The sequence below is a fragment of the Acetobacter okinawensis JCM 25146 genome (assembly GCF_000613865.1).
GTDB classification, from domain to species: Bacteria; Pseudomonadota; Alphaproteobacteria; order Acetobacterales; family Acetobacteraceae; genus Acetobacter; species Acetobacter okinawensis.
Map to the genome: position 1 here is coordinate 40823 of NZ_BAJU01000008.1, position 25450 is coordinate 66272.

Below are 25450 nucleotides of genomic sequence, written 5' to 3' on the forward strand. Positions count from 1 at the left end.
AAGTCTATGCAAAATGAGTCCTTTTCTTCCGATCAGGTTGTGGCGAACGGTCGCGTGATCCGGGCCGCCCATGGGACGGAAAAAACTGCCAAATCATGGCAGACAGAAGCCGCATTGCGCATGCTCATGAACAACCTGGACCCCGAAGTGGCCGAAAAACCGGACGAGCTGGTGGTTTATGGTGGCATTGGCAAGGCAGCCCGTAACTGGGCCTGCTACGACCGCATTGTAGAATGCATTCGTGGACTGGGGGATGAGGAAACACTGGTCGTGCAGTCCGGCAAGCCGGTTGGGGTGTTCCGCACCCATGCCAATGCGCCGCGTGTGCTGATTGCAAACTCCAATCTGGTGCCCCACTGGGCCAACTGGGACAAGTTTAACGAACTCGATCGGCGTGGCCTGATGATGTATGGCCAGATGACGGCTGGCTCATGGATTTACATCGGCTCGCAGGGCATTGTGCAGGGGACGTATGAAACCTTTGTCGAGATGGCCCGCCAGTATTACAACGGCAGCCTGAAAGGGCGCTGGATTTTGACTGGCGGCCTTGGCGGCATGAGCGGCGCGCAGCCTCTGGCAGCGGTTATGGCCGGTGCTTCCATGCTGGCGGTTGAGTGCGAACCCTCACGTATTCGCAAACGTCTGGAAACCGGCTATCTTGACCGGCAGGTTGATACGCTGGATGAGGCGCTGAGCATTATCCATGACGCCTGCGCAAAAGGCGAGGCTGTTTCTGTTGGTCTGCTGGGCAATGCGGCAGAGGTTTTCCCCGAACTGGTGCGCCGTGGCATCCGCCCCGATGCGGTAACGGATCAGACATCTGCCCATGACCCGCTGAATGGTTACCTGCCTGCTGGCTGGACGCTGGAACAGGCCGCCAAAATGCGGGAGACAAACCCCGCAGCAGTGGAAAAAGCCGCCCGTGCCTCCATGCGGGAGCATGTCGCCGCTATGGTTGCGTTCCACCGCATGGGTATTCCCACCTTTGATTATGGCAACAACATCCGTCAGATGGCGTTTGAAGACGGTCTGGAAGATGCCTTTGCTTTCCCCGGTTTTGTGCCGGCCTATATTCGCCCGCTTTTCTGCCGGGGGATTGGTCCGTTCCGTTGGGCTGCTTTGTCCGGAGACCCGGAAGACATTTACAAGACTGACCAGAAGGTCAAGGAACTCCTGCCCGACGACAAGCACCTGCACAACTGGCTGGATATGGCGCGTGAGAAAATCCAGTTCCAGGGGCTGCCCTCGCGCATCTGCTGGGTTGGGTTGGGGGATCGGCACCGTCTGGGGCTGGCCTTTAACGAAATGGTTGCCAAGGGTGAACTCAAAGCCCCCATCGTCATCGGTCGTGACCATCTGGACAGTGGTTCGGTCGCCAGCCCCAACCGCGAAACAGAATCCATGCAGGATGGTTCGGACGCTGTGTCTGACTGGCCGCTGCTCAATGCGCTGCTTAACACGGCCTCTGGCGCCACTTGGGTTTCCCTTCACCATGGTGGTGGCGTTGGCATGGGCTTCTCGCAGCATTCGGGCATGGTCATTGTTGCAGATGGCACGGAGGATGCGGCCGCCCGGCTTGAACGCGTGCTGTGGAACGACCCGGCAACCGGTGTGATGCGTCATGCGGATGCAGGGTACGACATTGCAGTCAACTGCGCGGTGGAAAAAGGCCTTGATCTGCCTATGATTACCCGCAAAAGCTGAGACCACGTAAGGAGCATGGGCCAGAGATGTTCTGCGGGCACTCTGCGCCCATACCGTATGCCTTGTGCTCTCTTCGTACTGCTTCGTTAACACATCATCAAAAAAGGCAAGATATATGGCCAGATCAGAACAAGCGCACTCTGCTCAGGATCGTTCCGTTCTGGTTCTGGCCATGGGTGCGAGTATCTGCTCGGGCTGCGCGCATCTGGGGTCATCCATCATGCCTTTCCAGATTGATGCGTTAATGACCGGCCTGCACCAGTCGGCCAGTCTGGCTGGTGTTTTCGGTTTTTTTGAAATTTTCTCCTTTGCGTTGTTCATGCTCCTGCTGTCGCGCGTGTTCCTTGCGCTACCGGTCATGTACTCTGCCTTGTCTGGCATGGCTCTTGGTATTGTCGCCTGCCTTTTGCTGTATATCGGGCCGGGGGTGGAGGTCTGGATCTGTAGTGTGGCCGTCCTGCTTGGCCTTTCTGCTGCCCTGCTATGCCGCTCGTATGTGCGCGCTGTCTCCTCCTCCCTGAACCCCGAGCGGATATACGCCATTGCCAGTGGGGGCGGACTGGTCATTATTGTGTCTGTCATTGCTCTTGTGCCTGTCAGCACACGGTATTTCGGCCCGTTAGGTGTTTTTCTGGCTGTGGCCTGTATCATGCTGCTTGCCATGCCATCTGTTCTCAGCTTCCGCCACGTGCATGCTTGCAGGCCGGTCACCCGGCAGCAAAAGGGTGGACCGCTGCTAACAGGTGGGGCCATTGCCCTACTGTGCGTGTGGGTTGGCTGTTCTCTGGGGTCCAGTATGGCATGGTCCTTTGCGGAGCGTATGGGCCGCAACCTTGGCCTTACCCCTGACTTTATTGTCTCTCTCTCGACCGTTGGCATTGTTACCAGTGTTCTTGCCAGTCTGGTTGGGGCTGCTCTGGCCCATCGCTGGCGCAGGGAGACGGTTTTACTGTTGACCCTGCTGGGAACCGGGGCCGGGTGCCTGCTGACCTGCGTGGCGTGGGATGCTCTGAGCTATGGTGTTGGTGTGGTTCTGTACTGGAATTGTGCCATGTTGTCCTACGCATGGTTGCTGGGGAGTGCGGCAACGCTGGATGGCAGTGGCCGTGTTGGCACGTTTTGTGGTGGCATGGACCGCATGGGCTATGCGCTGGGCGCGCCACTAGGTGGTCTGCTGGTTGACCATACCTCTTTTACTGTGCTTGGGATTTGTGGATTCCTGATGTGTGTCGCCCCCTTGCCTTTTGCATTGCCGGTTCTTTTTAGAGCATTACACAAGTCCACTATGGCACCCACAGAGCATGAAGCGCATCTGGAAATGGTCTAACCCTGCCAAAGCAAGCGCTGGGGTGGCACACAAAAAAGGCGGCTGTGACAGCCGCCTTACTGCATGGTGTCAGGGATTGGTGTGCCCTTGTCTCAGGGCTGGGTAGTTCCAAGCCAGTGGGTAATGGTTGCAATATCATCCGCTAAAGGGTGGTCTTCCTGATAATAGGACACTTGGGCGCGGACCTGTGTGTAAAGCTCCTGTGTTTTTGGGGCCAGATCAGGGTAAAGCCCGGCAAGGTCTATGGCCTGGCACAGTGCCAGCAGTTCAATGGCAAGGATGGTGCGGGTATTGTCCACAACGCTTTGGGCTTTAAGGGCCGCAGGTGTGGCGTGGACCAGAATATCCTCCTGCAATCCAGAGGTAATCCCCCCGTCCAGACTGGCAGGTGCCGCCAGACGCCGGTTCTGCCCAACTAGAGCACAGGCTGTGTACTGCGCGATCATAAACCCGCTTCCTGTGCCGCTATCGCTCGGTAAAAAGGCGGGGAAGGGGCTGACAAGCGGGTTGACCATCCGGTCAAGCCGCCGCTCCGCAACAGCGCCGAGCGATGCTGCGGCCAGTGCGGCTTCATCCATAATCCGGGCCAGACTGGCCCCAACCGCATGCGCTTGAGAAAAAGCCTGTGGTTGGTTGTCAATGTTAATAATTGCGGGGTTATCAGACAGGCTATTGAGTTCCTGCGCCAGTGTGCGCTCAATGCCCTCAAGCGCGTCATGCACGCTACCATGAATATGGGGGACGGCGCGCAGGCTCAGGGCGTCCTGTGTTCTACCGCCCTGCCGTGCGGCAAGGTGTGCGGAACCCTGTGTCAGTGCGCGTAATCTGGCGGAAACATGCTGCCCGCCGGGCATGGTGCGCAAGGCTGCGGAGCGCGGGTCAAACGCCCGGCTTTGGCCGCCCATAATATCAAATGTTGCAGCGGCAATCCGGTCGGCCCAATGCAGGGTTGTGCTCAGGCTGTGCGCACTCAGGCACCCAAGCCCGGTTGCACAGGCCAGCCCATTGACCAGTGCAAGCCCTTCCTTAGCTTCTGGCTGCAAGGGGGCAAAGCCCAGTTTTTGCAGGACAAGGGCTGCGGGTTCTAGCCCTGTGGGTGTTTGCAGCGTGCCGTGGCCGATGAGCGCCAGTGCAATATGCGCCATATGGACCAGATAACCCACCGAGCCTTCGCTGGGAATAATGGGCAGGCTGTTGCTGTTGAGCAGGGCGAGCAGCCTGTCAGGAATATCTTCCCGAACACCAGTATAACCCAGTGCATAGGAATTGATGGCACAGGCCATAATTGCACGTGTCTGTGCAGCGTCCAGCGGGCGGCCAACGCCCACGGCATGGCTGAACAGAATTTTTTTGGACAGTTCAGCCTGCTGTGCGGCGGATATTCTCTGCTCGGATAACCCCCCTACGCCTGTATTCAGGCCATAAATAGGGGTGTCACCTTCAATGAGCTGGCGCAGGCTGGTGTTGGCATGGCGGATGCGTAGGCGCGCCGCGCTGGACAGGTCCAGCTTTACGGTGTTCTGCGCTATATCCCAGACCTGCTGGGGGGTAAGGGGGGCATCCAGTAACAGGGTTTGTCGCGTATCGGGCATGGGTCGGATTACTACCTGCACTATTGTATGTACAAGTATGTTTCATGCTATTTTCCACGCTGTCAATCAGACAATACGGAGCCTGCCCCGATTAGGGTTTGTAATGCCCACCAAAGCTGTAACGGTTGCCGGGGTAGGTAAAAATCCCTTTCATAACGACATGATTGTCCACCCATGTGCGCCGGACAAGTTGCAGGCAGGCATCATGCTGGCCAATCTGCAAATCCTTGGACATGCTGGGGGAGGGGGAGACAGCAAATACCACGTGTTCAATTTCCTCTGGGCCCGCAATGCCAAACAGGTAGCGGTGGGGAATGGTCGTGGTAAAATCCTGCTCCAGATAATCCGGTGCAAAGGAGGGCAGAACAAAGCGTTCTTCTAGCTGGAGTGGGGTGTCGTCTTCGTAATGCACAATCAGGGAGCGAAAAAGCCGCGCTCCCGGTCGCAGGTCAAAGGCAATGGCCAGATCACTGTTGGCCCGGATCATTTCCAGCGCCAGAACCTGAGCGCGGTAGTTGTTGCCGCTGGCAACAATGTCATCAACAATATCGCGGATTTCCAGCAGTTCTACCCGTTTGGCTGGTTTGGCCACAAAGGTGCCAACCCCTTGTGCGCGTGTCACAATACCGTCTGCTGTCAGTTCACGTAGGGCGCGATGCACCGTCATGCGTGAAATGCCAAGTTGTTCAACAAGTTCGTTCTCGGAAGGAAGGCGGTAGCCAACATTCCATTCCCCCTTGTTAATACGGTCGGTAATAAAGGTTTTGACCTGTACATAACGAGAGGCAGAACGGTTTTTTTTCAGAGTCTGTGACACGGTTATTCCATGAAATCGTTGCCTGATTGCGCACACCTTAGCATTGGTGGCGCAAAAAGCGAGCATAGGAAAATTATGGGAATGCGGTACATTGTATTTACCGCCTACAATACGACCCTGCCGTATTGACATTGCCTGCCCGGGAAAACCAATAAAGACAGTTTGATTGTATAAGGTATCGCGAGCATGTCTCAGGCTGTTTTTTTTGAGGATTGTAACTGGGAGCCTTGGAAAAACGGACAGGGGCTGACCCGTGTGCTGGGGGGTGATGCCACATGGCGGCTCAGTCTGGCAGAAATCCGGACGTCCTCCAGCTTCTCCATTTTTGAGGGGCTGACGCGCGAAATTGGTCTGATGCGTGGCCATGGCCTTTCTCTTCAGCCACAGGATCAGGCGCTTGCCCCCATGGTGCTGGATAGGGCTGGTGTGTGTTTTGCTTTTTCTGGCAATCTTGCGCTGACTGGCATGCTGCATGATGGCCCGGTGCAGGTGCTGAACCTGATGTACGGTGCCGGGCAGCGCCATCTATTGCGCCCGATAACACAGGCATGCAGGGTGGACGGTCTGCTCGCTCTTGTGCCTGTGCGGGGTGTCTGGCGTATTGGTGCCGTGCCGCCAGAGGAGGAGGTGCGCGTTGCAGCGGGAGCCTCCTTTTTACGCTCTTCCACCCCGCAGACGTTGGATTTGGCCCCGGAAGAGGGGGAGGCCCCGTTGGCCTATGGTGTGTTCGCTGTAACAGATGGGGCGGGCTGAAGGCTTAGGGGCAAATGCCCCGGTGGCACGGTTTGGTAAAGTGCCGCCGGGGTGTGTTGCGCGCTTTTACCTGTCAGGCCGGTAGGCAATGGCAAGTTTGAGCAGGCCTTCTATTAACTGGCCAAGCTGGGCTGCGGCGGGCAGGCTCATGGGCCATGGTGCATCCTCGCTGGCAAGGTAGGCGGACTGGGCCAGCTCAAGCTGCACGGCATGGATGCCGTTCTGTGGCTGCCCGTAATGGCGGGTTGTATATCCACCCTTGAAGCGACCATTGAGCACATGCGTGTAGTTGCTGTTTTGTGCTGCGTGCTGCACAAGCTGCTCCGCCAAACTGGCTGCACAGCTTGCGCCGCTGTTTGTGCCAAAGTTAAGGGTCGGGAGCGTACCTTCAAACAGATGCGGAATCTGCGAGCGGATGGAATGCGCATCCCACAGGATAGCCCAGCCCCATTTGGCCCGTAGTCGCTCCAGTTCCGCTGTTATGGCGTTGTGGTAGGGGTGCCAGTACGAGCTGATACGCTCCTGTATTTCGGCCTCGTCCGGCTCCTGCCCGGCCAGATAAAGGGGGGTACCATCAAAGGTATGTGTTGGCACAACACCTGTGCTGGGGCGGCCGGGGTAGAGCACCGCATTGTCCGCCCCCCTGTTCAGGTCCGTGACATAGCGTGAATAGCGTGCCCGCAGGTGCTGGCACCCAGTGTGTGTGCGCAGGCGTAAAGGTGGTCCACGTACCAGTCCGTGTCCGGCAGTGTGCGTGCATTAGGTGTCAGGCGCGCCTCCATGCCGGGGGCGAGCAGGGTGCCAGAGTGGGGAATAGTGACCAGAAGAGGCAACTGACCGGGAGAATACGTAAAAATATCGCTCATGCTTTTGGGCCTGCTTGGAGTTAATTGGACAGGAGCGGACGCACCGCCTGACGGAACGCCTGACGCAGGGCGGTGGCGTTGTGGTGTTGTCTGTCACGCACGCGCCATTGCCCGGCACTCATCACATGCAGCACCGGCGGCGCTGTCTGCGAGAAAATGGCAGCGTCCAGCACATCATCCCCCATCAGGTCGGGGAGGAGAAACGCCTCTGTATCCAGCACGCACAGGTCCGCGCGGGCTCCGGCTTGCAGGCCCCACTCAGGCAGGCCACAGGCCTGTGCGCCGCCTTTCAGGCTCTCGCGGTAGAGCCAGCCGCCGGTAGAGCCAAGATGCTTCGATGGTAGGCCGACGCAGCGCTTCTGGTGGTGCAGGCGCTGGCTGTATTCCAAAATCCGCAATTCCTCCCATGGGCTGAGAAGAATATTACTGTCGCTCCCCAGCCCGAAGCGGCCATTATGGCTGACGTAGTCTGCCAGAGGGAAAATACCATCGCCCAGATTGGCTTCCGTAATCGGGCAAAGGCCCGCTATGGCCCCACTTTTTGCCAGAGCCTGTGTTTCGGCTTCAGTCAGATGGGTGGCATGCACAAGGCACCAGCGTGCATCGACCGGGGCGTGGGTGAGCAGATGCTCCACCGGGCGCTGGCCGGTTGCCGCTATGCAGTCCCGCACTTCCTGCATCTGTTCTGCAATATGGATGTGGACGGGCGTATGCGGGCCTGCAATGCGTAGCATGTCGGCGACCGTATCGAGTGCTACAGCGCGGAGTGAATGCAGGCCAACACCTACCCTGACCAGTTTAGAATCCTGTGTGGCTGCCTGTGTGGCGGTTACAATATCGGCGATGAGTTCTGGCGTGCTGGCAAAGCGTTTTTGGGCATCTTGCAGTGGTTTTTGCCAAAGCGCATAGGTGTACAGTGTGGGTAGCAGGGTCAGGCCCATGCCCGCTTCTTCCGCCGCATTGGCCAGACAGAGGGAGAGTGTGGCCTTCTGGGCATAGGCCGCGCCGTCATGCGCGTTGTGCAGGTAATGGAATTCAGCAACCTGCGTGTACCCTGCACACAGCATTTCTGCATACAGGTAAGCGGAGATGGCGTGCATCTGCTCGGGCGTTATGCGGTGCGCGAGCTGATACATGAGCTTGCGCCATGTCCAGAATGTATCGTCCGGGTTGGCGCGTTTTTCCCCCAGACCGGACATGGCGCGCTGGAAGGCGTGTGAGTGCAGGTTGGGCATGGGTGGCACAACACAGGCTACCTGCTCCACGCCTGCGGGGGCTGCGCTGTTGGGCGTAACCTTTGCAAAGGTGCCGTCCTTGGCAAGAGTTATTGTAACATTCTGGTGCCATCCATCGGGGAGGAGGGCCTGTCGTGCAAAAAGATCGGACATCTGAAGTTCTGCGAGCTCAAGCAAGGGTTCACCACAACGGGTCTGTTTCGAAACTATAACGGAATTGACATAGTTGTATATACATATATTGCTGGGTCAGTCGAAGAATAAAAGGAACAGGCTATGACGTGGGATACTTTGTGGCTGGACGTCCATCTGGCGACCTCTGACCCAGAGCGGATATCCGGGGAGGATGGCTTTGGCTGCATACGCAATGGCGCTCTGGCTGTGCAGGACGGCAAGATTGCATGGGTCGGGGCTATGGAGGATCTGCCTGCCTCCGCCCATACGCTTGCGCGCGAACTGCGCCACGGGCAGGGACTGTGGATGACGCCTGGTCTGGTGGATGCGCATACGCATGTTGTTTTTGGTGGTGACCGGAGTGCCGAGTTCTCCCTCCGCCTTCATGGCGTGTCGTATGAGGAGATTGCGCGTCAGGGCGGGGGAATTCTCTCCACGGTCCGGGCCACGCGTGATGCCACGGAGGAGGAGTTACTCCATAAGGCCATCCCCCGTGTGCAGGAGATGATTGCGTCGGGCACAACGGCCATAGAGGTCAAATCCGGTTATGGTCTGCGCACGCGTGATGAGTTGAAGCAACTGCGCGTTGCGCGGGAACTGGCGCGCCGCTTGCCTGTACATGTACACACCACGTTTTTGGGTGCGCACGCTCTGCCAGAAGAATACGTTGGCCGCGCTGACGAGTACATCCGCCACCTGAGTGAAGAGATGCTGCCATGCCTGATGGCAGAAAATCTGGTAGATAGTCTGGATGTTTTTTGTGAAAATATAGCGTTTTCCACAGAACAGGCCGAAAAACTGTTCAGCAGGGCGCAGGAGCTCAAGCTGCCCGTGCGTATTCATGCCGACCAGTTGTCGGCCAGTGGCGGCGGGCTGCTGGCTGCGCGTTACGGTGCGCTGTCTGCTGACCATCTGGAATATGTGAATGAGGAAGCCGTAAGCTGTATGGCGCAGGCTGGCACAGTTGCTATGCTGCTGCCCGGCGCATTCTACTTTATCCGGGAGAGCAAGGTGCCTCCTATCAATCTGTTCCGTCACTATGGTGTACCCATGGGGCTGGCAACGGACTGCAACCCCGGAACTTCCCCCATATTAAGCCTGCCCGGTGTAATGAACATGGCCTGCACATTGTTCAGAATGACACCGGAGGAAACATTCAGGGCCGTCACAACCGTAGGTGCGCGCGCACTGGGGCTGGAGCAAAGTCTGGGTATGCTCAAGCCCGGCTGTCAGGCGGATATGGCCCTATGGGACATGGCAGGCCCCCATGAACTGTCTTACTGGATCGGGGGCAGAAAACCACGTGGGGTCATTTTTGGTGGCCGTGTGGTGGTGGACCCACAGAACTGCGCGCTATCCCCTGCCGTATAGTCCAGCAAAGATGTGTTGGGGGCAGGCCCGCTGCCCCCGGCATGTCTGGTAGAGAGTGCTGGTAGCAGGCACAAAGCCGGGTTGCAGGGCGCTGCCTTGTAGTGGCGTCTGATTTTAACGTCCGTGAAAAATAGGCTTGGTTTTGCTTGCAAGGGCACTCAAGCCCGCCTGCCGGTCCTCGCTCGCGGCGACCAGTGCGGAGAGTGTACGTTCATATTTGATGCCCGCAGTAAGCGGCATGTCATAGCTGGCCAGCAGGGCCGCTTTGGCCATGTGTGTAGCCAGCGGGCCAGCCTGAGCAATGCGTTCGGCCACTGCCATGGCGGTGGAGACGGCCTCGCCTGCTTGTGTTATCTGGCTGACCAGCCCTTGTGTGCAGGCTTCTGTTGCCGTGAGCCTGCGCCCGGCCAGAACCATTTCCATGGCAAGGGACTTGCCTAGTGTGCGGGTCAGCCTTTGTGTGGCTCCTGCACCGGGGATAATGCCCAGTGTGGTTTCAGGCAGCCCAAAAACAGCGTCTGGGGCTGCAATAATAATATCGCACGCCATCAGCAGTTCCAGTCCGCCGCCCAGCGCATAGCCCTGCACTGCGGCTATGATCGGGGTCTGGCAGGCGGCAATCTGGTCCCAGTGTTCGCTAAATCCGCTGGTGTACAGGGCTATGGCGCCACTCTGGGCAAGTGTGCCCACATCCGCCCCGGCGGCAAAGGCGCGTGCCTGCCCGCAGATGACAATGGCCCGCACATCTGTAGCTGCATCGTATTCCCGTATGGTTGCGACAAGTTCGGCCAGCATAGGCAGGCTGAGCGCGTTCAGCTTTTGGGGGCGGTTGAGGGTAATCTGCCCGATACAGCCCTGTTTTTGCTTGAGGATGAGTGGTTCAGTCATGGCTAGCGACCTTGCGTGCATGGGTGACCATCTGGTCTCGTCTGCTGCGGGCGGATGCAGCACTTTCTTCCGTCCACGGGTAAAAACCCCGTCCGGTTTTGGTGCCGAGTGCGCCTTCAGCAACCCGTTGCGTTACCAGAGCAGGAATATCCGTGGCGTTGCTCAGGGCGGGCATAAGAATGGCGGAGACATTTTTCACCGTATCCAGTCCGGCCATGTCCATCAGGCGTAATGGCCCACATGCGGACCAGCGCGGCGCCAGTGTGCTCTCAACCGCCAGGTCCACATCGGCCATGCTGGCAACCCCCTGTTCGACCAGAAAAAGGGCCTCGCGCAGCATGGCGTATTGCAGGCGGTTGACCACAAAGCCCGGACAGTCCTGACGGACGATGATGGAGGCTTTACCCGCAGCTTTGGCTAGTGCTTGTGCCTGAGCCACAACGTCATCCGCTGTTGCTTCCCCCAGCACAATTTCCACCAGTGGCATGACCTGAGGGGGGTTGAACCAGTGTATGCCAATCAACCTTTGTGGGCAGCGCAGGGCTGTCGCCAGTTGGGTAATGGGCACGCTGGAGGTGTTGGTGCTTAACAGGCAGGTTGGTGGAACCTGTTGTTCAACCTCCCGCAGAACTGTTTTTTTCAGTTCAGGGTTTTCAGCCAGATTTTCACTGACCACATCGGCATTTTCCAGGCAGGCCTGCAAGGATGTGGTGTAAAGAACATGGGCAGCAGCACTGCCAGCACCGGCCTCTACAATGCTTCTGGCGGTATCCAGCGTGGTCTGACTGCGTGAGTACAGGGCAACCTGCCACCCGAGTGCGGCAAAGACGCTGGCAATGCCTGCGCCCATGGTCCCCGCACCGACAACGGCAATTTTACTTTGGGTCATGTGTGCGGTGTCCGTCATTGTCTGTTCTGCCCGGGCTTAAAGCACATGGTCTGCGCGGAGCTGTGCGATCTGCGCGTCCGACAGTTCCAGATCATCGTGCAAGATCGTATCGGTGTGTGCGCCCAGAACCGGGGCCGCACGCTCTGGCGCGGGGTTGAGCCCATTAAAGCGTACAGGTTGGGGAATAATCTGTATGGGACCGGCAACGGGGTGTTCAACCTGCTTTACAATGCCGCGCTCCTGCACATGCGGGCTCTGTAGTGCGTCGACAAGGGTGTTGACCGGGGCTGCGGGCACACCTGCTGTGACCAGTATGGTCATGGCCTCCTGCGTGGTCAGAGTGCTGGACCATGCGCTCAGGATGGTTTTCAGGGTGTCCTGATTCTGGTGGCGCTGTGGGTCGGAACTAAAACGGGGGTCCTGATCCAGCTCGGGCTGGCCTATGGCTTTTGCTAGGCGTGTAAACAGGCTGTCATTGGCTACGGCAATAACAATCTCCCCATCTGTGGTCGGGAATGTGTCCATCGGAGCGCTGATGGCATGGGCATTGCCCAGCAGGCCGGGTGGGGGAGCACCCCCCATAAGCTGCGCGAGTGAGACAACCTGAAGCGAAATAACAGCATCCAGCATGGCCACATCAACATGGGTACCATTACCGCTGATCTGGCGTTGGAGAATGCCTGCCAGTGCGCCCCATGCGCCATACAGGCCGGATACCACATCGGCAATGGGGTCACCCACCTTGTTGGCCCGGTGGACGGCCAGCCGGTGCTGCTCATAATCCCGCCTATGGCCTGAATGACGTGGTCATAGGCCGCGCGCTGGGCTAGGGGGCCTTCCTGCCCAAAGCCTGAAATACTGACGTAGACAAGGCGGGGGTTAATGGCGTGGAGGCTGGCATAATCAATGCCCAGACGGGCTGTTACGCCGGGCCTGAAGTTTTCGACCAGAACATCAGCCTGTTTGACCAGTTTGAGAAAAATGGCCATGCCATCTTCTTTTTTAAGGTCAAGGGTGATGCTTTTTTTACCTCTGTTGAGGAGCATGAAGTAGGTGCTCTCTCCGTTAAGGTAAGGCCCGAACGCGCGGGAATCATCCCCTCCGTCTGGCCGTTCGATCTTGGTGACATTCGCCCCAAGGTCTGCCAGCATGGCGGCGCACAAAGGTCCTGCCAGAACCCGGGATAAATCCAGAACCTTAACACCCTGCAATGGCAGGCATGGTGATGATGCAGCGGTCACGGTCATTCTCCTGAGGGTGAGGGGGCCAGAGCGTCCTGCACGCAGGCGCTGAGGACACCCGTGTCCATGAGTGTGCGGATAGCGCCTAGCTCGGGGTGGAGTGCAGTGTCCGCGTGGCGGGGTGGGACATGGGCGCGAATGGCCTCATACGCTGCCTGCACAGCCCTGCCAGCACGCAGGGGCTGGTGGTATTCCAGTGCCTGTGCGGCGCACAGGAACTCTATGCAAATAACATCCAGCGCGTTGTCTGCCGCGGTATGGGCTTTTTGGGCCGCATACACCCCCATGCTGGTATGGTCTTCCTGCCCGGCACAGGTGGACAGGCTGTTCACGGAGGAGGGAGTGGCAAGGCACCTGTTTTCTGCCGCGGCTGCGGCTGCGGCATAAGGGGGGATCATCAGGCCGGAAAGCCCACTGCCCTTTGGGGCCAGAAAAGGCGGCAGGCCGCTTAAATACGTGTTGGTCAGCCGGTCGGAGCGGGCTTGCGACATGTTGCTGATGGAGCAATGGCAATGGCCAGTGTGTCCAGCGCCAGAGCCGTGGGCGCACCGTGCCCGTTCCCGCCCGGTAGGGCCTCGTAGGTATTGTTGCGCCAGAAAAAAACCGGGTTGTCGGTTACTGCGTTTATTTCGGTCTCCAGCACCTGCCCGACATAGTGCATGGCGTCCCTGACTGCGCCATGCACCTGTGGAATGCAGCGCAGGCTGAGCGCATCCTGCAAGCGGTGGTCCCGGTTTGCAGCCATGATCTGGCTGTCGGCCAGAAGCTGCCTGAGAACGGCAGCCGTGTGGACCTGCCCCGGATGGGGGCGCAGGCTTTGCAGGTCAGGGTCATAGCCACGGCTGTTCCCACGCAATGCTTCCAGCGTCATACAGCCTGCCAGATCAGCCAGTTCCACCGCACGGCGGGCTTGCTCAAAGGCCAGAGCACCAATGGCTGTAATCTCATATGTGCCACTGATCAGGGCATGCCCTTCACGCGGGCCGGGGGTGAGGGGGGTTAACCCGCCCGCTCCATGGCAACACGGCCGGGCAGGCGCTCGCCCCTGTAGGTGGCTTCTCCCTCCCCAAAAATAACCAGACCGATATGGGCTGTGGCAATCAGGTAGCCCACAGACCCTTTGGAGGGGGAACAGGGAATGACCCCCCTGTTCAGCATGGCCGCCATTGTGGTCACAAGGGCTGTGCCCACGCCACTATGGCCTTGCAGGAGTGCACGGAGCATGGTGGCCATAATGGCGCGCACGACCGTGTGGGGGTGTGGCGCGCCTATGCCGCAGGCATGGCTGCGGAGCATGCCAATCTGAGCATTGCTGATTTCTTCAGCAGAAAGCAGAACCGAGTACTGGTCACCGACCCCTGTGGTCAGGCCATAAACGGGGCGCTTCTGGGCGATGGCGTCCTGTAGGCTGGCCTGTAGCGCGTGGAGTGCCGCCAGTGCGCCCTCATCCACAACAACAGGTGCTCCATAGGCCACGGCAACGATCTCGGCAATCGTGGTTGTGTGTGTGCCAAACGTAACAGGTTGAGTGGGGGTGTGCTCTTTTTTACAGGAGGTCTCGTATTGGACGCTCATTGGGCCTGAATCCTATTCCGCGCATGCGTACCGCCTCTTTGGTTGTATATACATTAAATAATATTGCAACATCGTATCGAATGATTCGTGCGCCATGGGCAAAAAACATGCGTGCAGCAGCCGGGCGCAACAACCCGGCACTGTTCTGGCACTCAGGCTCATGTTTTTCACATTGCGCGCCCTCGTGGCGGCAGAACGTGCAAAAACAGTGTTACGACCCGCCAGACGAACTGCCGGTATTGGGGGCAGGCTCACGCCCCTATGTTACGCTTTGTTGTCAGGAGTGGTTCTGGTTGTTCTTTCCAGCGCGTGCTGTTCGGCAAGGAGTAGCAGGTGCTGTAGATCCGCGGGGTCTATGTCAAACGCATCGCCCATAGTTGTCAGGGCTGCCTCAATATCTTCCATGGCCAGCCGCTGGGAGGGGGAGGCAGGTGCGGCCTCGGCCGAGTGCGGGTAACGGTGCCCGGATATTTTGTGAAACAGCACCCCCACAAGAACCAGAATAAGGGAGTTCAGCGCCACCGGCAGAAAAGGGAAAAGCAATGCGGCAGACAGGCTGGTGGCGGAGGGGTGCACCAGAACGGCAGTCAGGGCCGCAGCCCCACCGGGAGGGTGCAGGGAGCGCGTCATGATCATGACGACAATGGCGAGTGCCACAGACAGGCCCGCAGCTATGGCCATGTTGGACACAGTAAGGGAGACGGCCACTCCCACGGCGGCACTCAGAGTATTGCCCCCCACAATGGACCAGGGCTGGGCTAGGGGGCTGGCAGGCACTGCAAACAGCAGAACCGCCGATGCACCAAGGGGTGCCACAATAAAAGGAAATGCCGAATGCGCGAGCAGGCTGCTGAGCAGGGCTGTAAGCGTAATGCCAAGGAGTGCTCCGGTAGCACCCAGCAACTCCATGCGGCTGGCGCGCCCAACAGGTATGGACAGACGCCCGGCCAGCGCGCCAAGATGCAAAATCATGACAAGTCCTCGCCGGGGTTCAGTCTTTGTCGTGTTTATCCAGCCATGCCGCCAGCACAACGGCCTCGTTGTGTTCAGTGTCCCGCGCGCCATAAAGCAGTGTGACCGGTCCTTGTTTGATGAGCGCCATAATCTGGGCCACCGCAACCGGATTGGCTGAGAGTTCCGCCTGATAACGTTCCCCAAAAGCAGACCATTTTGCCGGGTCGTGGTTGAACCACTCCCGCAGGGCGGTGGAGGGGGCAATATCTTTCAGCCACAGGTCCAGATGCGCGCGCTCTTTGCTGACCCCGCGTGGCCAGAGACGATCGACCAGAACCCGTGCGCCATCATCGGCTTCAGGCGGGTCATAAACCCGCCTGACCTGAATATGGGGTTTGTGGGTCACGTAACCAGATCGGCATCGCTGGCCGACCCGAAAAATTCGTAACGTAGCTGAGCTTTTGGCAAACCGGCCTCTCTGAGTGTTGCAATCACATCCCGCATAAAGCTGTCGGGACCGCAGATGTAGTATGTCGCACGCGGGTCGATCTGGCTCTTCAGCCAGTCCTGCGTCATCCGCCCCGTGTGTTGGGTCACAGCACCATGTGCACTGGTGGGGGCCTTTTGGCTATAGAACACGTCTGCCTGAATTTTCCCCGATTGTGCCAGAGTGTTGATGTACTCTCCAAAGGCTTCGGTGTCGGTTGAAGGCGTTGTGTGAATATAACGGATGGCGGCAGGTGTTTGTGCCGATGTTAGCGCACCCAGCAGGGAGATCATGGGGGTAAGCCCAACACCTGCGCTGAGCAGTACAACCGGAGCCGAGGACGGCTCACTCAGTGTAAAATCACCCGCCGGAGCAGAGACCTGAAGTTCCGTGCCGGGTTGCACGCTGTCATGCAGCCATTCGGACACGACACCACCACCCATCCGCCGGACACTGATGCGGTAGCTGCTGTCGCTGGGGGCGGAGGAAATGCTGTAGTTGCGGCGCTGCGAGCCATGGCCGGGAATGTCCAGCCGGAAGCTGAGGTACTGGCCGGGCTGGTGGCGCATGACCGGCTTGCCATCTGTCGGGGTCAGTACGAACGAGGTAATATTCTCGCTCTCACGCACACGGGTGCTTACGGTAAAGCTGCGCCAGCCGGTCCAGCCACCGGGGGCGGTTTCATGCGCGTGGTAAATCTGGCCTTCACGCCCGATCAGAATATCGGCCAGGAACCAGTAGGCTTTGCCCCACGCGTCCAGCACTTCCGGCGTTGCTGCATCGCCCAGCACATGGGCAATAGCACCCAGCAGCGCAGTGGCCACAAAGGGATAATGCTCGGGCAGAATGTTCAGGCCGACATGTTTTTCGGCAATGCGTTCGACCATGCCACCCAGTGTGCCAAGGTCATCAATATGGCGGGCATAGGCAAGCACGGCCAGTGCCAGCGCCCTTGGCTGCTCACCATCCTTCTGGTGCGACATGTTGAACAGGTCGCGGATTTCGGGTGTGGCCAGCAGACGTTTGTACATCTCCTGAGTGATGGTAAGGCCGTGCGCTTCCAGTGCGGGAACGCAGGCTTTGACTATTGCGCGGGTTGCGTCGTCCAGTGGGGCTGCCATGATCGCTTCTTTATAAGGTGTAGAACAAATGCACCTTATAAAGCCTTTTAAAAATGTCAAATGAATATATCTATTCGCCTGCTCAGCGGTTCACATCCACCACCAGCCTGCCACGGACCTGACCAGCCAGCAGGGATTGAGCACAGGCAATGGACTCGGTCAGGCCGATTGTGCGGGTCAGGGTTTCCAGTTTTTCAAAGTCTATGTCCCGGCTCAGGCGTGCCCATGCGGTTACGCGCTCGGCCTGCGGGCGTGTTACGCTGTTAATGCCCAGCAGGCTGATACCACGCAGAATAAACGGTGCTACTGTGGTAGCCAGCTCCACCCCCTGTGCCAGACCGCAGGTTGTCACAACGCCATCAGCCTGAGTGCTGGCGCAGGCATTGGCCAGAGTATGGCTGCCCAGAGAATCAATAACTCCTGCCCAGCGTTCTTTTTGCAAGGGTTTGTCCGGCGCTATAAGTGTGGCGCGGTCCACAACCTCGGCAGCCCCAAGGTTGAACAGGTGCTCTGCCTCATGCGTGCGGCCTGTGGAGGCCACAACCCGGTACCCCAGCCGTGCAAGCAGAAGCACAGCAATGCTGCCCACGCCTCCATTTGCGCCGGTGACCAGAATATCGCCCTTTTCTGGTGTCACGCCGTGTTTTTCCAACGCAAGAACACACAGCATGGCGGTATAACCCGCCGTGCCAATGGCCATGGCTTGGCTGGGGGACAAACCAGCGGGCAGGGGGATCAGCCAGTCCCCCCGGACGCGGGCTTTCTGGGCTAATCCGCCCCAGCTTTGTTCGCCAACACCCCAGCCGTTCAGCAGAACAGGCTGCCCTTTGTGGTAGGCGGGATGTTCTGAGCTCACAACCGTGCCGACCAGATCAATCCCCGGAACCATGGGGAACTGCCGGACCACAGGCCCTTCGCCGGTTATGGCAAGAGCGTCTTTATAATTGAGCGTGCTGTGGCTGACATCAACCAGCACGTCATATTCAGGCAGGCTGTTTCCTGCCAGTTCTGTGTAGGTTGCGTGGTAGCCGGTCTTGTCTTTGTTAACCAGAATGGCTTTGAACATTGGCGTTTTCCTTCAGGGGCGTACGTGAGTTTGCGCGGTGTTACCGGGTGGCAGCCTGCTGCAATTCCTCAGCCAGAACCTGCATTAGCCGGGTCGCAGGGAGTTCTCGCGCCAGTGGGGCACCTTGTCCTGCCCAATGGGCAGAAAATTCCGCACAGCCCTGCCGTGTGGCAAGGGTGTTCAACTGCTTGGCGGCGTCATAGGCAAAGGGGTAGTCGGCGGCTTGGGGCTGTCCTGCCCCTTCGCTTTGCAGAATGAAGCGATTGACAAGCCCACGGGCCGGGCGACCAGACAAAACAGAGGTCAGGCGCGTGGCGGACGCCCTTTTGCTCTTCAGGCTTGTGCGGTAGGGCGCGCTGGCGGCAGATTCGGGGCATAGAATAAAAGCCGTGCCCAGCTGGGCTGCCGTTGCGCCCAAGTCGAGCGCTGCTTTTATGGCATATCCATCCATTATGCCGCCTGCTGCCACAAGAGGCAGGGTTGTCTGGCGTCGCAGAAGTCTGAGCAGAACAGCCGTGCTCAACTGCTCATCAACAGCGTTCGGGTCAAACATGCCCCTATGCCCGCCGGCTTCTATGCCTTGGGCAATAATTGCGTCCACGCCTGCGGCTTCCACCAGTGCGGCCTCCTGCGGGTTGGTGGCGGTGGCCATTGTTGTAATTCCCAGTTGGCGCAGGGCACTTAAATGGTGCGCATGGGGCAGACCAAAATGGAAACTGACATAAGCGGGCCGGAGTGCCAGCAGAGTGTGAAAAAGCGCATCATCCGCCAGAAAGCTTTGATAGATTTCTGTCAGCGCCTGAGGGGGCTGCGCACCAAATTCTGCAAAAAAAGGGGCGAGGTGCCTGAGCCATGCCGTATCCCGCGCAGTGTCCCGCTTGCCCGTGGTGTGGCAAAAAACATTTACGTTGAATGGCTTGTCCGTAAGGGCCTGTGTTTCCTCAATCATGGCGCGGGCTTGGGCTGCGGTGCAGGCACCAAGCCCCAGTGAGCCAAGCCCCCCGGCGTTGGATACGGCGGCTGCCAACCGGGGGGTGGAAACGCCCGCCATGGGCGCCTGAATAATGGGTAAGGCAAGGTCGCTGAGGGTCGTCCGGGGTGTTGCAACCATGATATTCTCCTTTTGTGAATATCCATTGCAATTTATTATTCCTATGAGAATATATAGCCTGTGCATTAATGCAACGGGTCAGAAGAATGGATTTTCTATCGCTCACAGTCTTTTGTGCAGTCGCTCGGGAGCAGAGCGTCACACGGGCTGCGGCGCTGCTGGGGCGTGCACCATCAAACATCACCACCCGTCTACGCCAGATGGAGGCTGAACTGGGGGTGCCGCTTTTTGAGCGGCAGACAAAGCGCATGCTGCTCAGTGCGCAGGGCAGGATATATCTGGAGTATGCGCAGCGGATGCTCACATTGGCTGAAGACGCCAAAATGGCCGTTCAACCCGCGCACACGGCAACAACACTCCGGTGGGTGCCATGGAGTGCACGCTGGCAAGCCGCCTGCCTGTGCCACTGGCGCGGTTTAAGGCGGCGTGGCCCGCTATTTCGGTCAGTCTGACAGCAGCGCCGAGTGCGCATTTGTTACGAGCACTTGCGGCACAGGAGCTGGATTGTGCGTTGCTTGCGCAGCAACCCGGAGCATCATTCCCCAATACCCTGCATGCGCAGGAAGTACCTGCGTTTGAGGAGGAACTGCAACTGCTCTGCTCATCAGGGTATTGGGCGCACGGGGCGCAAAAAGTGCTGGCGGTATTTGCGCCGGGCTGCTCCTACCGCGCTGTGGCAGAGGCGTGGTTGCACGAGCACCACGCTGGCGGGGAGGAGATAACGCTCAGGCAGGTCGCATCCTACCATGAGATGTTTGCCTATACGGCAGTCGGGGCCTGTGCCTGCATTATGCCAGCCAGTGTGATTACACTTATGGTGCCTGATGTTACGCTGGAACGGACAACGCTGTGCACAATGCCGACATGGCTGGTCAGCCGGTCCGGGTTTTTGTCCACTGCGTTTGCAGCTTTCAGCCGGGAGATACTGGCATAAAAGCAGTATCATCCGGCTGGCTTGGGGTGTCGTGGCGGTTTTTGTTAGGTCATAAGCAGAATAATCACCATGCCCCAGATGGTCAGCAGCGTATTCCCTACGGCGTAAGTGACGGTGTAGCCAAGGGTGGGGACCTGACTGTGGGCGATCTCGTTGATCATGCCCAGTGCTGCGGTTGTTGTGCGTGCCCCTGCGCAGGCGCCAAGCAGGATGGCAGGGTGGAAGCGGAACAGATATTTGCCAATAAAGATGGACAGAATAAGCGGGAGCGTTGTTGCAAACATGCCCCACAGGAATATTCCGGCCCCCAGATTTTCCAGCCCGGCAACAAAGGTTGGCCCCGATGCAATGCCCACGCCTGCAATAAAGACGTTTAGCCCCACAGAGTTCATGAACCAGACTGTTGAGGTGGGTATGTAGCCAAAGGTCGGGTGGATGGAGCGGAGCCAGCCTGTAATAAGCCCCGCGATCAGCGCACCACCAGCCGTAGACAGGGTAAGGGGTATGGACCCGATACGAATGGTGACCGCACCAACAAGGCAGCCAATGGTAATGGCGAGTGCCAGTGTCATAACATCCGTAACACTGCCGGGGCGGTCTACACGGCCCCATGCCTTGGCGGCGATGGAGGTATCTGCCGTGCGCCCGCTCACCGAGAGAACGTCTCCACGCTGCACAACTGTTTTGGGCAGCAGAGGAATTTCCTCCCCGGTCAGCCCGCGTGCAATCCTGCACAGGAAAACGCCGTGGGCTTCGGGCATTTTTGCAATTTCAGCAATTGTTTTCCCGCTGATCGCACGGCTGGTGATGAAAATATCAATGCCTTCCATGGGAACCGAGAGCAGTTCGCGGTCGTCCACTTCCTTGGCGTGTGCACCAATAATGTCGATCAGAATATGGCGTGACCCGGTAATGGCCAGAACATCCCCGGTCTGGACGACCATATCCCCTTTAGCAGCCATAACCTGAGAGCTCCGGCGCACGCGCTCAATAAAAACACCACCATGGGGAAAGAGATGTTCGATCTCCGAGACTGTCTGCCCGCTGACCTTGGTTGACTCCCCAACCTGAAAAGCGCGGAGTTCGTAAGGGTGCCAGGCCAGATCGCCACTGGCATTGTGGTCCATGCCACCCATGCTGGCCTCGTAATCCGCACATTCCTTGGCAAGGTCCACGCGCAGCAGTTTTGGTCCGAGCAGTGCAAGGATAATGGCAGAGCCAACTGTGCCAAACAGATAGGTGACCGCGTAGGCAACTGGCATTTCGTTCAGCAGGTGGCGTTTTTCTTCCACCGTAATGGCAAGCTGGTTAATGCTGTCGGTCGCAAGCCCCATGGAGGCAGAAAGTGTCTGGGACCCGGCAAAAAGACCCGCAGCCGTTCCTGCGTTATACCCGGCAAGGCGCGCTGCCAGCCACACGGAGCCAAGGCAGAGCAGGCAGACCACAACGGCAAACAGGGCCTGCTTCAGCCCGTCTTTTGCCAGCCCCCGCACAAACTGCGGGCCAACGCCATAACCAACAGCAAACAGGAAGAGCAGAAAGAAAAAGGACCCCACCATGGGCGAGATCGGGATGTTGAACTGCCCGATCGCAACTGCGGCAATCAACGTGGACGTGACTGCACCTAGCCCGAGACCACGATAGTTGAATTTGCCGAACCAGTACCCAAAGGCCAAGGCTATGAATACTGCAATCGGAGGGTAGGTTTTCAGTACAGTTTCAATCCATGCCATGGTAGGAGAACGCTCCGGGGAAAAAAGTTTGGGACGAAATGAAAAAAACTGCCACGTTCCAACAAAGAGCGTGGCAGTTTTATCAGGTACTAAGCGTTACAAAGACCGGTGTTACGGAGCCTTTGCGGGCACCGTGTCTTTTGAAAACGCATGGTGTGGTGTTTTCTGCCCTGCTGCGCCCAGTGGTGTTGCGGGCTTGTGGGCCTCCAGATAATCAATGGAGCGCTTCACATCTGCAAGGAAAAGATCGGCCATATCACGCGTAAAGCCGTGGCGGACCAGAACACGCATGACAACAACATCGGTAATGTTGGGCAGCATCGTATAAGCCGCAGCCTGCCAGCCACGTGTGCGCAGACGGTCGGAAAGGTCAAAGAGCGACCAGCCCGGGTTCCCCTCCAGCGTCCACGAAACACCGGGAATGCCCTTTTTGCTGTCGCCATCAAAAAACAGATGGAACGGGCCAATCTTGACAATTTCCTGCGCAATATGCCCGGCCGTGTCGTACATATTGTCGAGCAGGCGGCGGTAGCCTTCGCGGCCAAGACGCAGGAACAGATAATACTGCGCAATGATCTGACCGCCCGGACGCGAGAAGTTCAGCGCAAATGTGGGCATGTTGCCGCCAAGATAGTTGACCCAGAAAATCAGGTCATCCGGCAGGTCGGTTTTGTCTTTCCACACAACCCAGCCCACGCCCAGCGGAGCAAGGCCATATTTGTGGCCCGATGCGTTGATCGAGCAGACGCGGGGCAGGCGGAAGTCCCACTCCATGTCCGGCTCTTTAAAGGGGGCTGTAAAGCCGCCGGAGGCCGCATCAACATGGATGGGAATATCCAGCCCGGTTTCGGCCTGTAGTTTGTCCAGTGCGGCTGCAATTTCAGCAACGGGTTCGTACTGGCAGGTAAAGGTCACGCCAAAGGTTGGCATAACGCCAATCGTGTTTTCATCAACCCGCTTCAGCACTTCCTCGGCATTCATGCTGATCCGGTCTTTTTCAAGCGGAATTTCGCGGATTTCAACATCAAAATACCGGGCAAACTTGTGCCAGCAGACCTGTACGGGGCCGGTTACAATGTTCGGGCGGTCGGTGGGGCGCCCGGCTGCCTTGGCTTTTTCGCGCCAGCGCCACTTCAGGGCAAGGCCACCCAGCATGGCGGCTTCGCTGGAGCCAATGGTGGCACAGCCGATGGAGCGGTTCAGCTCGGGGGCGTTCCACAGATCGGCCAGAATGCTGACGCAACGACGTTCGATTTCCGCTGTAGCGGGGTACTCGTCCTTGTCGATCATATTCTTGTCGATGGCCAGATCCATCAGGCGATGAATTTCCGGCTCCATCCACGTCTGCCCGAAGGTGGCTAGGTTCTGGCGTGCGTTCCCGTCCAGGAACAGTTCGTCGCGGATGAGAGCTTCAGCCACGTCAGGGCGCATCTCGCCTTTGGGAAAGCGGAATTTGGGAACCGTGATTCCCGCAGATCGGGTCGCATACAGGTCGGCATCGACTTCATGCGAGGCTGGCTTTTCCTGAATCGGCATCTGGATGACCTTTCAAGCTCGTGCTGTTAACCGAAGGCGGGGCAATAACACGGCCTGCAAATATGGAAATTGACAGAAATCAATTAAACAATGCAGAGGTCGAAGACAATACAAATATTTGTTCCGATAATGGAATATAAGTTAAGTTTTTATAAAATAACGATATAGTTATTTTTGGATTAACAAGTGAATTTATTTTACAATTATGTGTAAATTTGAGTAATTTATAGATCTTGTTTCGTTGACTTTATTTTTTATTGATATTTGGGTGGTGGAAAAGTGTGGAGTGCGCACTCTGCATTGTCGCTTCCAAATGTTTCAGCGCTCATCTGGTGTATTTCTGATGTATCTGCATTGCCCGGAAGATGGAGCCGGGGGTGTTAATATTGGATGCAGGTCAATCGGATCGGTACAGATGCTTGCGTTGGATAAAAATTGTGGAATTAAAAAATCTTCCCCCATGCGTGCCGGGGCAAAAGTCCTACGGGTTATGGAATGCATGATCCGTGCACTCATTGCCCGCAAGGGTATTGATGCGTGGCCTGTGAGGGTGGAAAGCGGGCCAGACGGCCTTTGCAGATCGTGGATGTGCCCGCTTTTTGGATTGTGCGCTCTGTTGGGTGTGTCGTGCGTTAAAAGCCTATGACTGCATCCCCACCAAAGGTAAACATGCCGTTGTTGTTGCCACCATTAAAGGGGGTGGTGCTGTTGAGTGCGCGGTCAAACCGGATTTCCGGGCGAAGCTGGAAGATGCGCACATGGTGCCCAAGGTCGGGACGGTAGGCTATGTTAAGCGAAAGATCGCCATAGGTGGTGCCATGGCCGCTTGCACCCGGCACCGTATCATACGGCCGCCCGGCAATGGCGTTCATGTAAGAGTTGTTCCCACGGAAGGTGGCAACCATGGAGTTGGTGTTGTCGCGGTAGATTTCGCCACGGTAGTTGAAGGTGAAATCCTTGTTGATCTTGTAGCTGAGGAAGCTGACAAAGCTCTCAGCATCCGTGCCGGCAAACTGCCCGCGTGCGCCAATGCCACGAATGCCTTCATCATGCAGGTAGTTGAACTCTGCTGTCAGGGTCAGTTTGTCATTGACCTGATAGGTCGCGTTAATATCGTTCCAGAAGCGTTGTGCGTGGTCGGCTTCATAATGATCGCCAAGTGCCCGCCATGAGTTTTCTGGCCCAACGCGGCTGAGTTCAACAATGCGCAACTTGCCACCGGCCAGATTGTTCAGGTTAAAACCAAAGTATCCAGCAGGGCGGCTGTTATTGTCGGATGCGCCAAAGGTTGTCTGGTTCCCCGTATCAATCCCGAATGTAACGTCCAGTATGGGGGTTACGTGCCAGTTGAACATGGCCCCGACATGCTGGAACGGTACGGAATATTCGGAGGTATAGGCCAGTGTGTAAAAGGCGCGGGAGGCGGGGTCCAGCCCTTCCACACCCATGGGGGCCTGCAGGATACCGGCCTGCATGTCCAGCCCGCCAGACGTCAGCCATGGCAGGTGAACGTCAATATGGGCCTGTGCGGGAATAAGCTGGTAGCGGGACTTCCATTCCTGATCGGAGATGCCAACAAGGTGGTAGTAGCGTGCATCCGAGCCATAAAGCCCTTCCAGCGTAAAACCGATCTGGTAAGTGTTTTTGCTGGCGTCTATGGCTTTTGAGAGTGTGAACTCTGCCTGATTCAACTGTACCTGGTTAGCGTGGTCCGCCAGAAAATCTCCAAAGTTATAGCCGGGGTTGGGGCGTGCGGGGTTGGCCATAATGCCCCCTTCAATCTGCCCTATCAGGGTAACGTCCGACAGCCAGTGTGACAGGTCCGAGCTACCGCTGGAAAAGGCTGAAAAAGGGTGAACCTGAGCCTTTGCCGATTTGACGGGAACAGCCACCAGAACGGAGGCAACGCTCAGGGCAAAAGCAAGACCTGATTTTTTTCTGGACAGACGCATGACGCAGATTCCCGCACTTTTTATTATTTAGGTGTGTGTGTGCTGTTGTTGTGGGAGCAATTGGATTGGTAATATTCCGTTTTTAAAATTAAAGCAAAAGCCAAAAAGGGGGTTATCACAGTTC

Annotated in this window: 19 protein-coding genes and 3 pseudogenes; 6 read left to right on the plus strand and 16 right to left on the minus strand. The window is 57.6% G+C overall.

Features of this window, described 5'->3' with window-relative positions; genetic code table 11:
* The first annotated feature begins 6 nt into the window (after positions 1-6).
* Positions 7-1704, plus strand: a complete 1698-nt coding sequence (gene hutU / locus JCM25146_RS05700; RefSeq protein ID WP_035372058.1) for a urocanate hydratase — start codon at positions 7-9, stop codon at positions 1702-1704.
* A 115-nt stretch (positions 1705-1819) separates the two neighbouring features.
* Complete coding sequence (locus tag JCM25146_RS05705) at positions 1820-3031, plus strand: MFS transporter (RefSeq protein ID WP_025826517.1); 1212 nt, start codon at positions 1820-1822, stop codon at positions 3029-3031.
* A gap of 92 nt (positions 3032-3123) precedes the next feature.
* Here the strand turns inward: JCM25146_RS05705 and JCM25146_RS05710 are convergent, their stop codons facing one another.
* Positions 3124-4623 carry an HAL/PAL/TAL family ammonia-lyase gene (locus JCM25146_RS05710; RefSeq protein WP_025826519.1) on the minus strand — a complete coding sequence of 500 codons (1500 nt, stop codon included), beginning with the start codon at positions 4621-4623 and terminating at the stop codon, positions 3124-3126.
* Positions 4624-4714: 91 nt separating this feature from the next.
* A complete protein-coding gene (gene hutC, locus JCM25146_RS05715) occupies positions 4715-5440 on the minus strand; it encodes a histidine utilization repressor (RefSeq protein ID WP_025826521.1) in 726 nt (241 codons plus the stop codon).
* Between the two features lie 186 nt (positions 5441-5626).
* Between hutC and JCM25146_RS17530 the strand changes: the two genes are divergently transcribed.
* The gene (locus tag JCM25146_RS17530) at positions 5627-6193 is read left to right on the plus strand and encodes a HutD/Ves family protein (RefSeq protein WP_025826523.1); all 567 of its coding nucleotides are present in this window, start codon (positions 5627-5629) and stop codon (positions 6191-6193) included.
* Positions 6194-6259: 66 nt separating this feature from the next.
* Here JCM25146_RS17530 and hutG read toward each other — a convergent pair.
* Both hutG and JCM25146_RS05730 read right to left on the minus strand, forming a co-directional pair.
* Positions 6260-7059, minus strand: a pseudogene (gene hutG, locus JCM25146_RS17535) (N-formylglutamate deformylase).
* A gap of 20 nt (positions 7060-7079) precedes the next feature.
* Complete coding sequence (locus JCM25146_RS05730; RefSeq protein WP_025826525.1) at positions 7080-8447, minus strand: formimidoylglutamate deiminase; 1368 nt, start codon at positions 8445-8447, stop codon at positions 7080-7082.
* 123 nt (positions 8448-8570) lie between these two features.
* Between JCM25146_RS05730 and hutI the strand changes: the two genes are divergently transcribed.
* Positions 8571-9839: an imidazolonepropionase gene (hutI, locus tag JCM25146_RS05735; RefSeq protein ID WP_025826526.1), complete on the plus strand. Its 1269-nt coding sequence runs from the start codon at positions 8571-8573 to the stop codon at positions 9837-9839.
* Between the two features lie 114 nt (positions 9840-9953).
* Here the strand turns inward: hutI and JCM25146_RS05740 are convergent, their stop codons facing one another.
* From JCM25146_RS05740 to JCM25146_RS05780, 9 genes and pseudogenes are all read right to left on the minus strand, one after another.
* The gene (locus JCM25146_RS05740; RefSeq protein ID WP_025826528.1) at positions 9954-10727 is read right to left on the minus strand and encodes an enoyl-CoA hydratase-related protein; all 774 of its coding nucleotides are present in this window, start codon (positions 10725-10727) and stop codon (positions 9954-9956) included.
* On the minus strand, positions 10720-11616 hold the full coding sequence (locus tag JCM25146_RS05745) for a 3-hydroxyacyl-CoA dehydrogenase family protein (RefSeq protein WP_025826530.1): 897 nt from the start codon (positions 11614-11616) through the stop codon (positions 10720-10722). Before JCM25146_RS05745 ends, JCM25146_RS05740 begins: the two co-directional genes overlap by 8 nt.
* 36 nt (positions 11617-11652) lie before the next feature.
* Positions 11653-12863: pseudogene (locus JCM25146_RS24830) on the minus strand (CaiB/BaiF CoA transferase family protein).
* Positions 12860-14432, minus strand: a pseudogene (locus JCM25146_RS24835) (HAL/PAL/TAL family ammonia-lyase). Before JCM25146_RS24835 ends, JCM25146_RS24830 begins: the two co-directional pseudogenes overlap by 4 nt.
* A gap of 264 nt (positions 14433-14696) precedes the next feature.
* A complete protein-coding gene (locus JCM25146_RS17550) occupies positions 14697-15404 on the minus strand; it encodes an HPP family protein (protein ID WP_051544047.1) in 708 nt (235 codons plus the stop codon).
* A 19-nt stretch (positions 15405-15423) separates the two neighbouring features.
* Complete coding sequence (locus JCM25146_RS05765; protein WP_025826532.1) at positions 15424-15792, minus strand: DUF488 domain-containing protein; 369 nt, start codon at positions 15790-15792, stop codon at positions 15424-15426.
* A complete protein-coding gene (gene hmpA, locus JCM25146_RS05770) occupies positions 15789-16994 on the minus strand; it encodes an NO-inducible flavohemoprotein (protein ID WP_025826534.1) in 1206 nt (401 codons plus the stop codon). Before hmpA ends, JCM25146_RS05765 begins: the two co-directional genes overlap by 4 nt.
* An 82-nt stretch (positions 16995-17076) precedes the next feature.
* Positions 17077-18060, minus strand: coding sequence for an acrylyl-CoA reductase (NADPH) (gene acuI / locus JCM25146_RS05775; RefSeq protein ID WP_025826536.1), 984 nt, complete (start codon positions 18058-18060; stop codon positions 17077-17079).
* Positions 18061-18100: 40 nt separating this feature from the next.
* Positions 18101-19171, minus strand: a complete 1071-nt coding sequence (locus JCM25146_RS05780; RefSeq protein ID WP_025826538.1) for an NAD(P)H-dependent flavin oxidoreductase — start codon at positions 19169-19171, stop codon at positions 18101-18103.
* Positions 19172-19257: 86 nt separating this feature from the next.
* Between JCM25146_RS05780 and JCM25146_RS21260 the strand changes: the two genes are divergently transcribed.
* Both JCM25146_RS21260 and JCM25146_RS17555 read left to right on the plus strand, forming a co-directional pair.
* Positions 19258-19623: a LysR family transcriptional regulator gene (locus JCM25146_RS21260; protein ID WP_159101960.1), complete on the plus strand. Its 366-nt coding sequence runs from the start codon at positions 19258-19260 to the stop codon at positions 19621-19623.
* A complete protein-coding gene (locus JCM25146_RS17555) occupies positions 19542-20105 on the plus strand; it encodes a LysR substrate-binding domain-containing protein (RefSeq protein ID WP_148298982.1) in 564 nt (187 codons plus the stop codon). The genes JCM25146_RS21260 and JCM25146_RS17555 overlap by 82 nt, the downstream gene beginning before the upstream one ends.
* A 44-nt stretch (positions 20106-20149) precedes the next feature.
* On the opposite strand, the gene aspT is transcribed toward JCM25146_RS17555, so the two are convergent.
* The 3 genes from aspT to JCM25146_RS05800 form a co-directional block, all read right to left on the minus strand.
* Complete coding sequence (gene aspT / locus JCM25146_RS05790; protein ID WP_025826540.1) at positions 20150-21838, minus strand: aspartate-alanine antiporter; 1689 nt, start codon at positions 21836-21838, stop codon at positions 20150-20152.
* Between the two features lie 111 nt (positions 21839-21949).
* A complete protein-coding gene (locus tag JCM25146_RS05795; protein ID WP_025826542.1) occupies positions 21950-23374 on the minus strand; it encodes a glutamate decarboxylase in 1425 nt (474 codons plus the stop codon).
* A 632-nt stretch (positions 23375-24006) separates the two neighbouring features.
* Positions 24007-25326 carry an outer membrane beta-barrel protein gene (locus JCM25146_RS05800; RefSeq protein ID WP_025826544.1) on the minus strand — a complete coding sequence of 440 codons (1320 nt, stop codon included), beginning with the start codon at positions 25324-25326 and terminating at the stop codon, positions 24007-24009.
* Between the last annotated feature and the right edge of the window lie 124 nt (positions 25327-25450).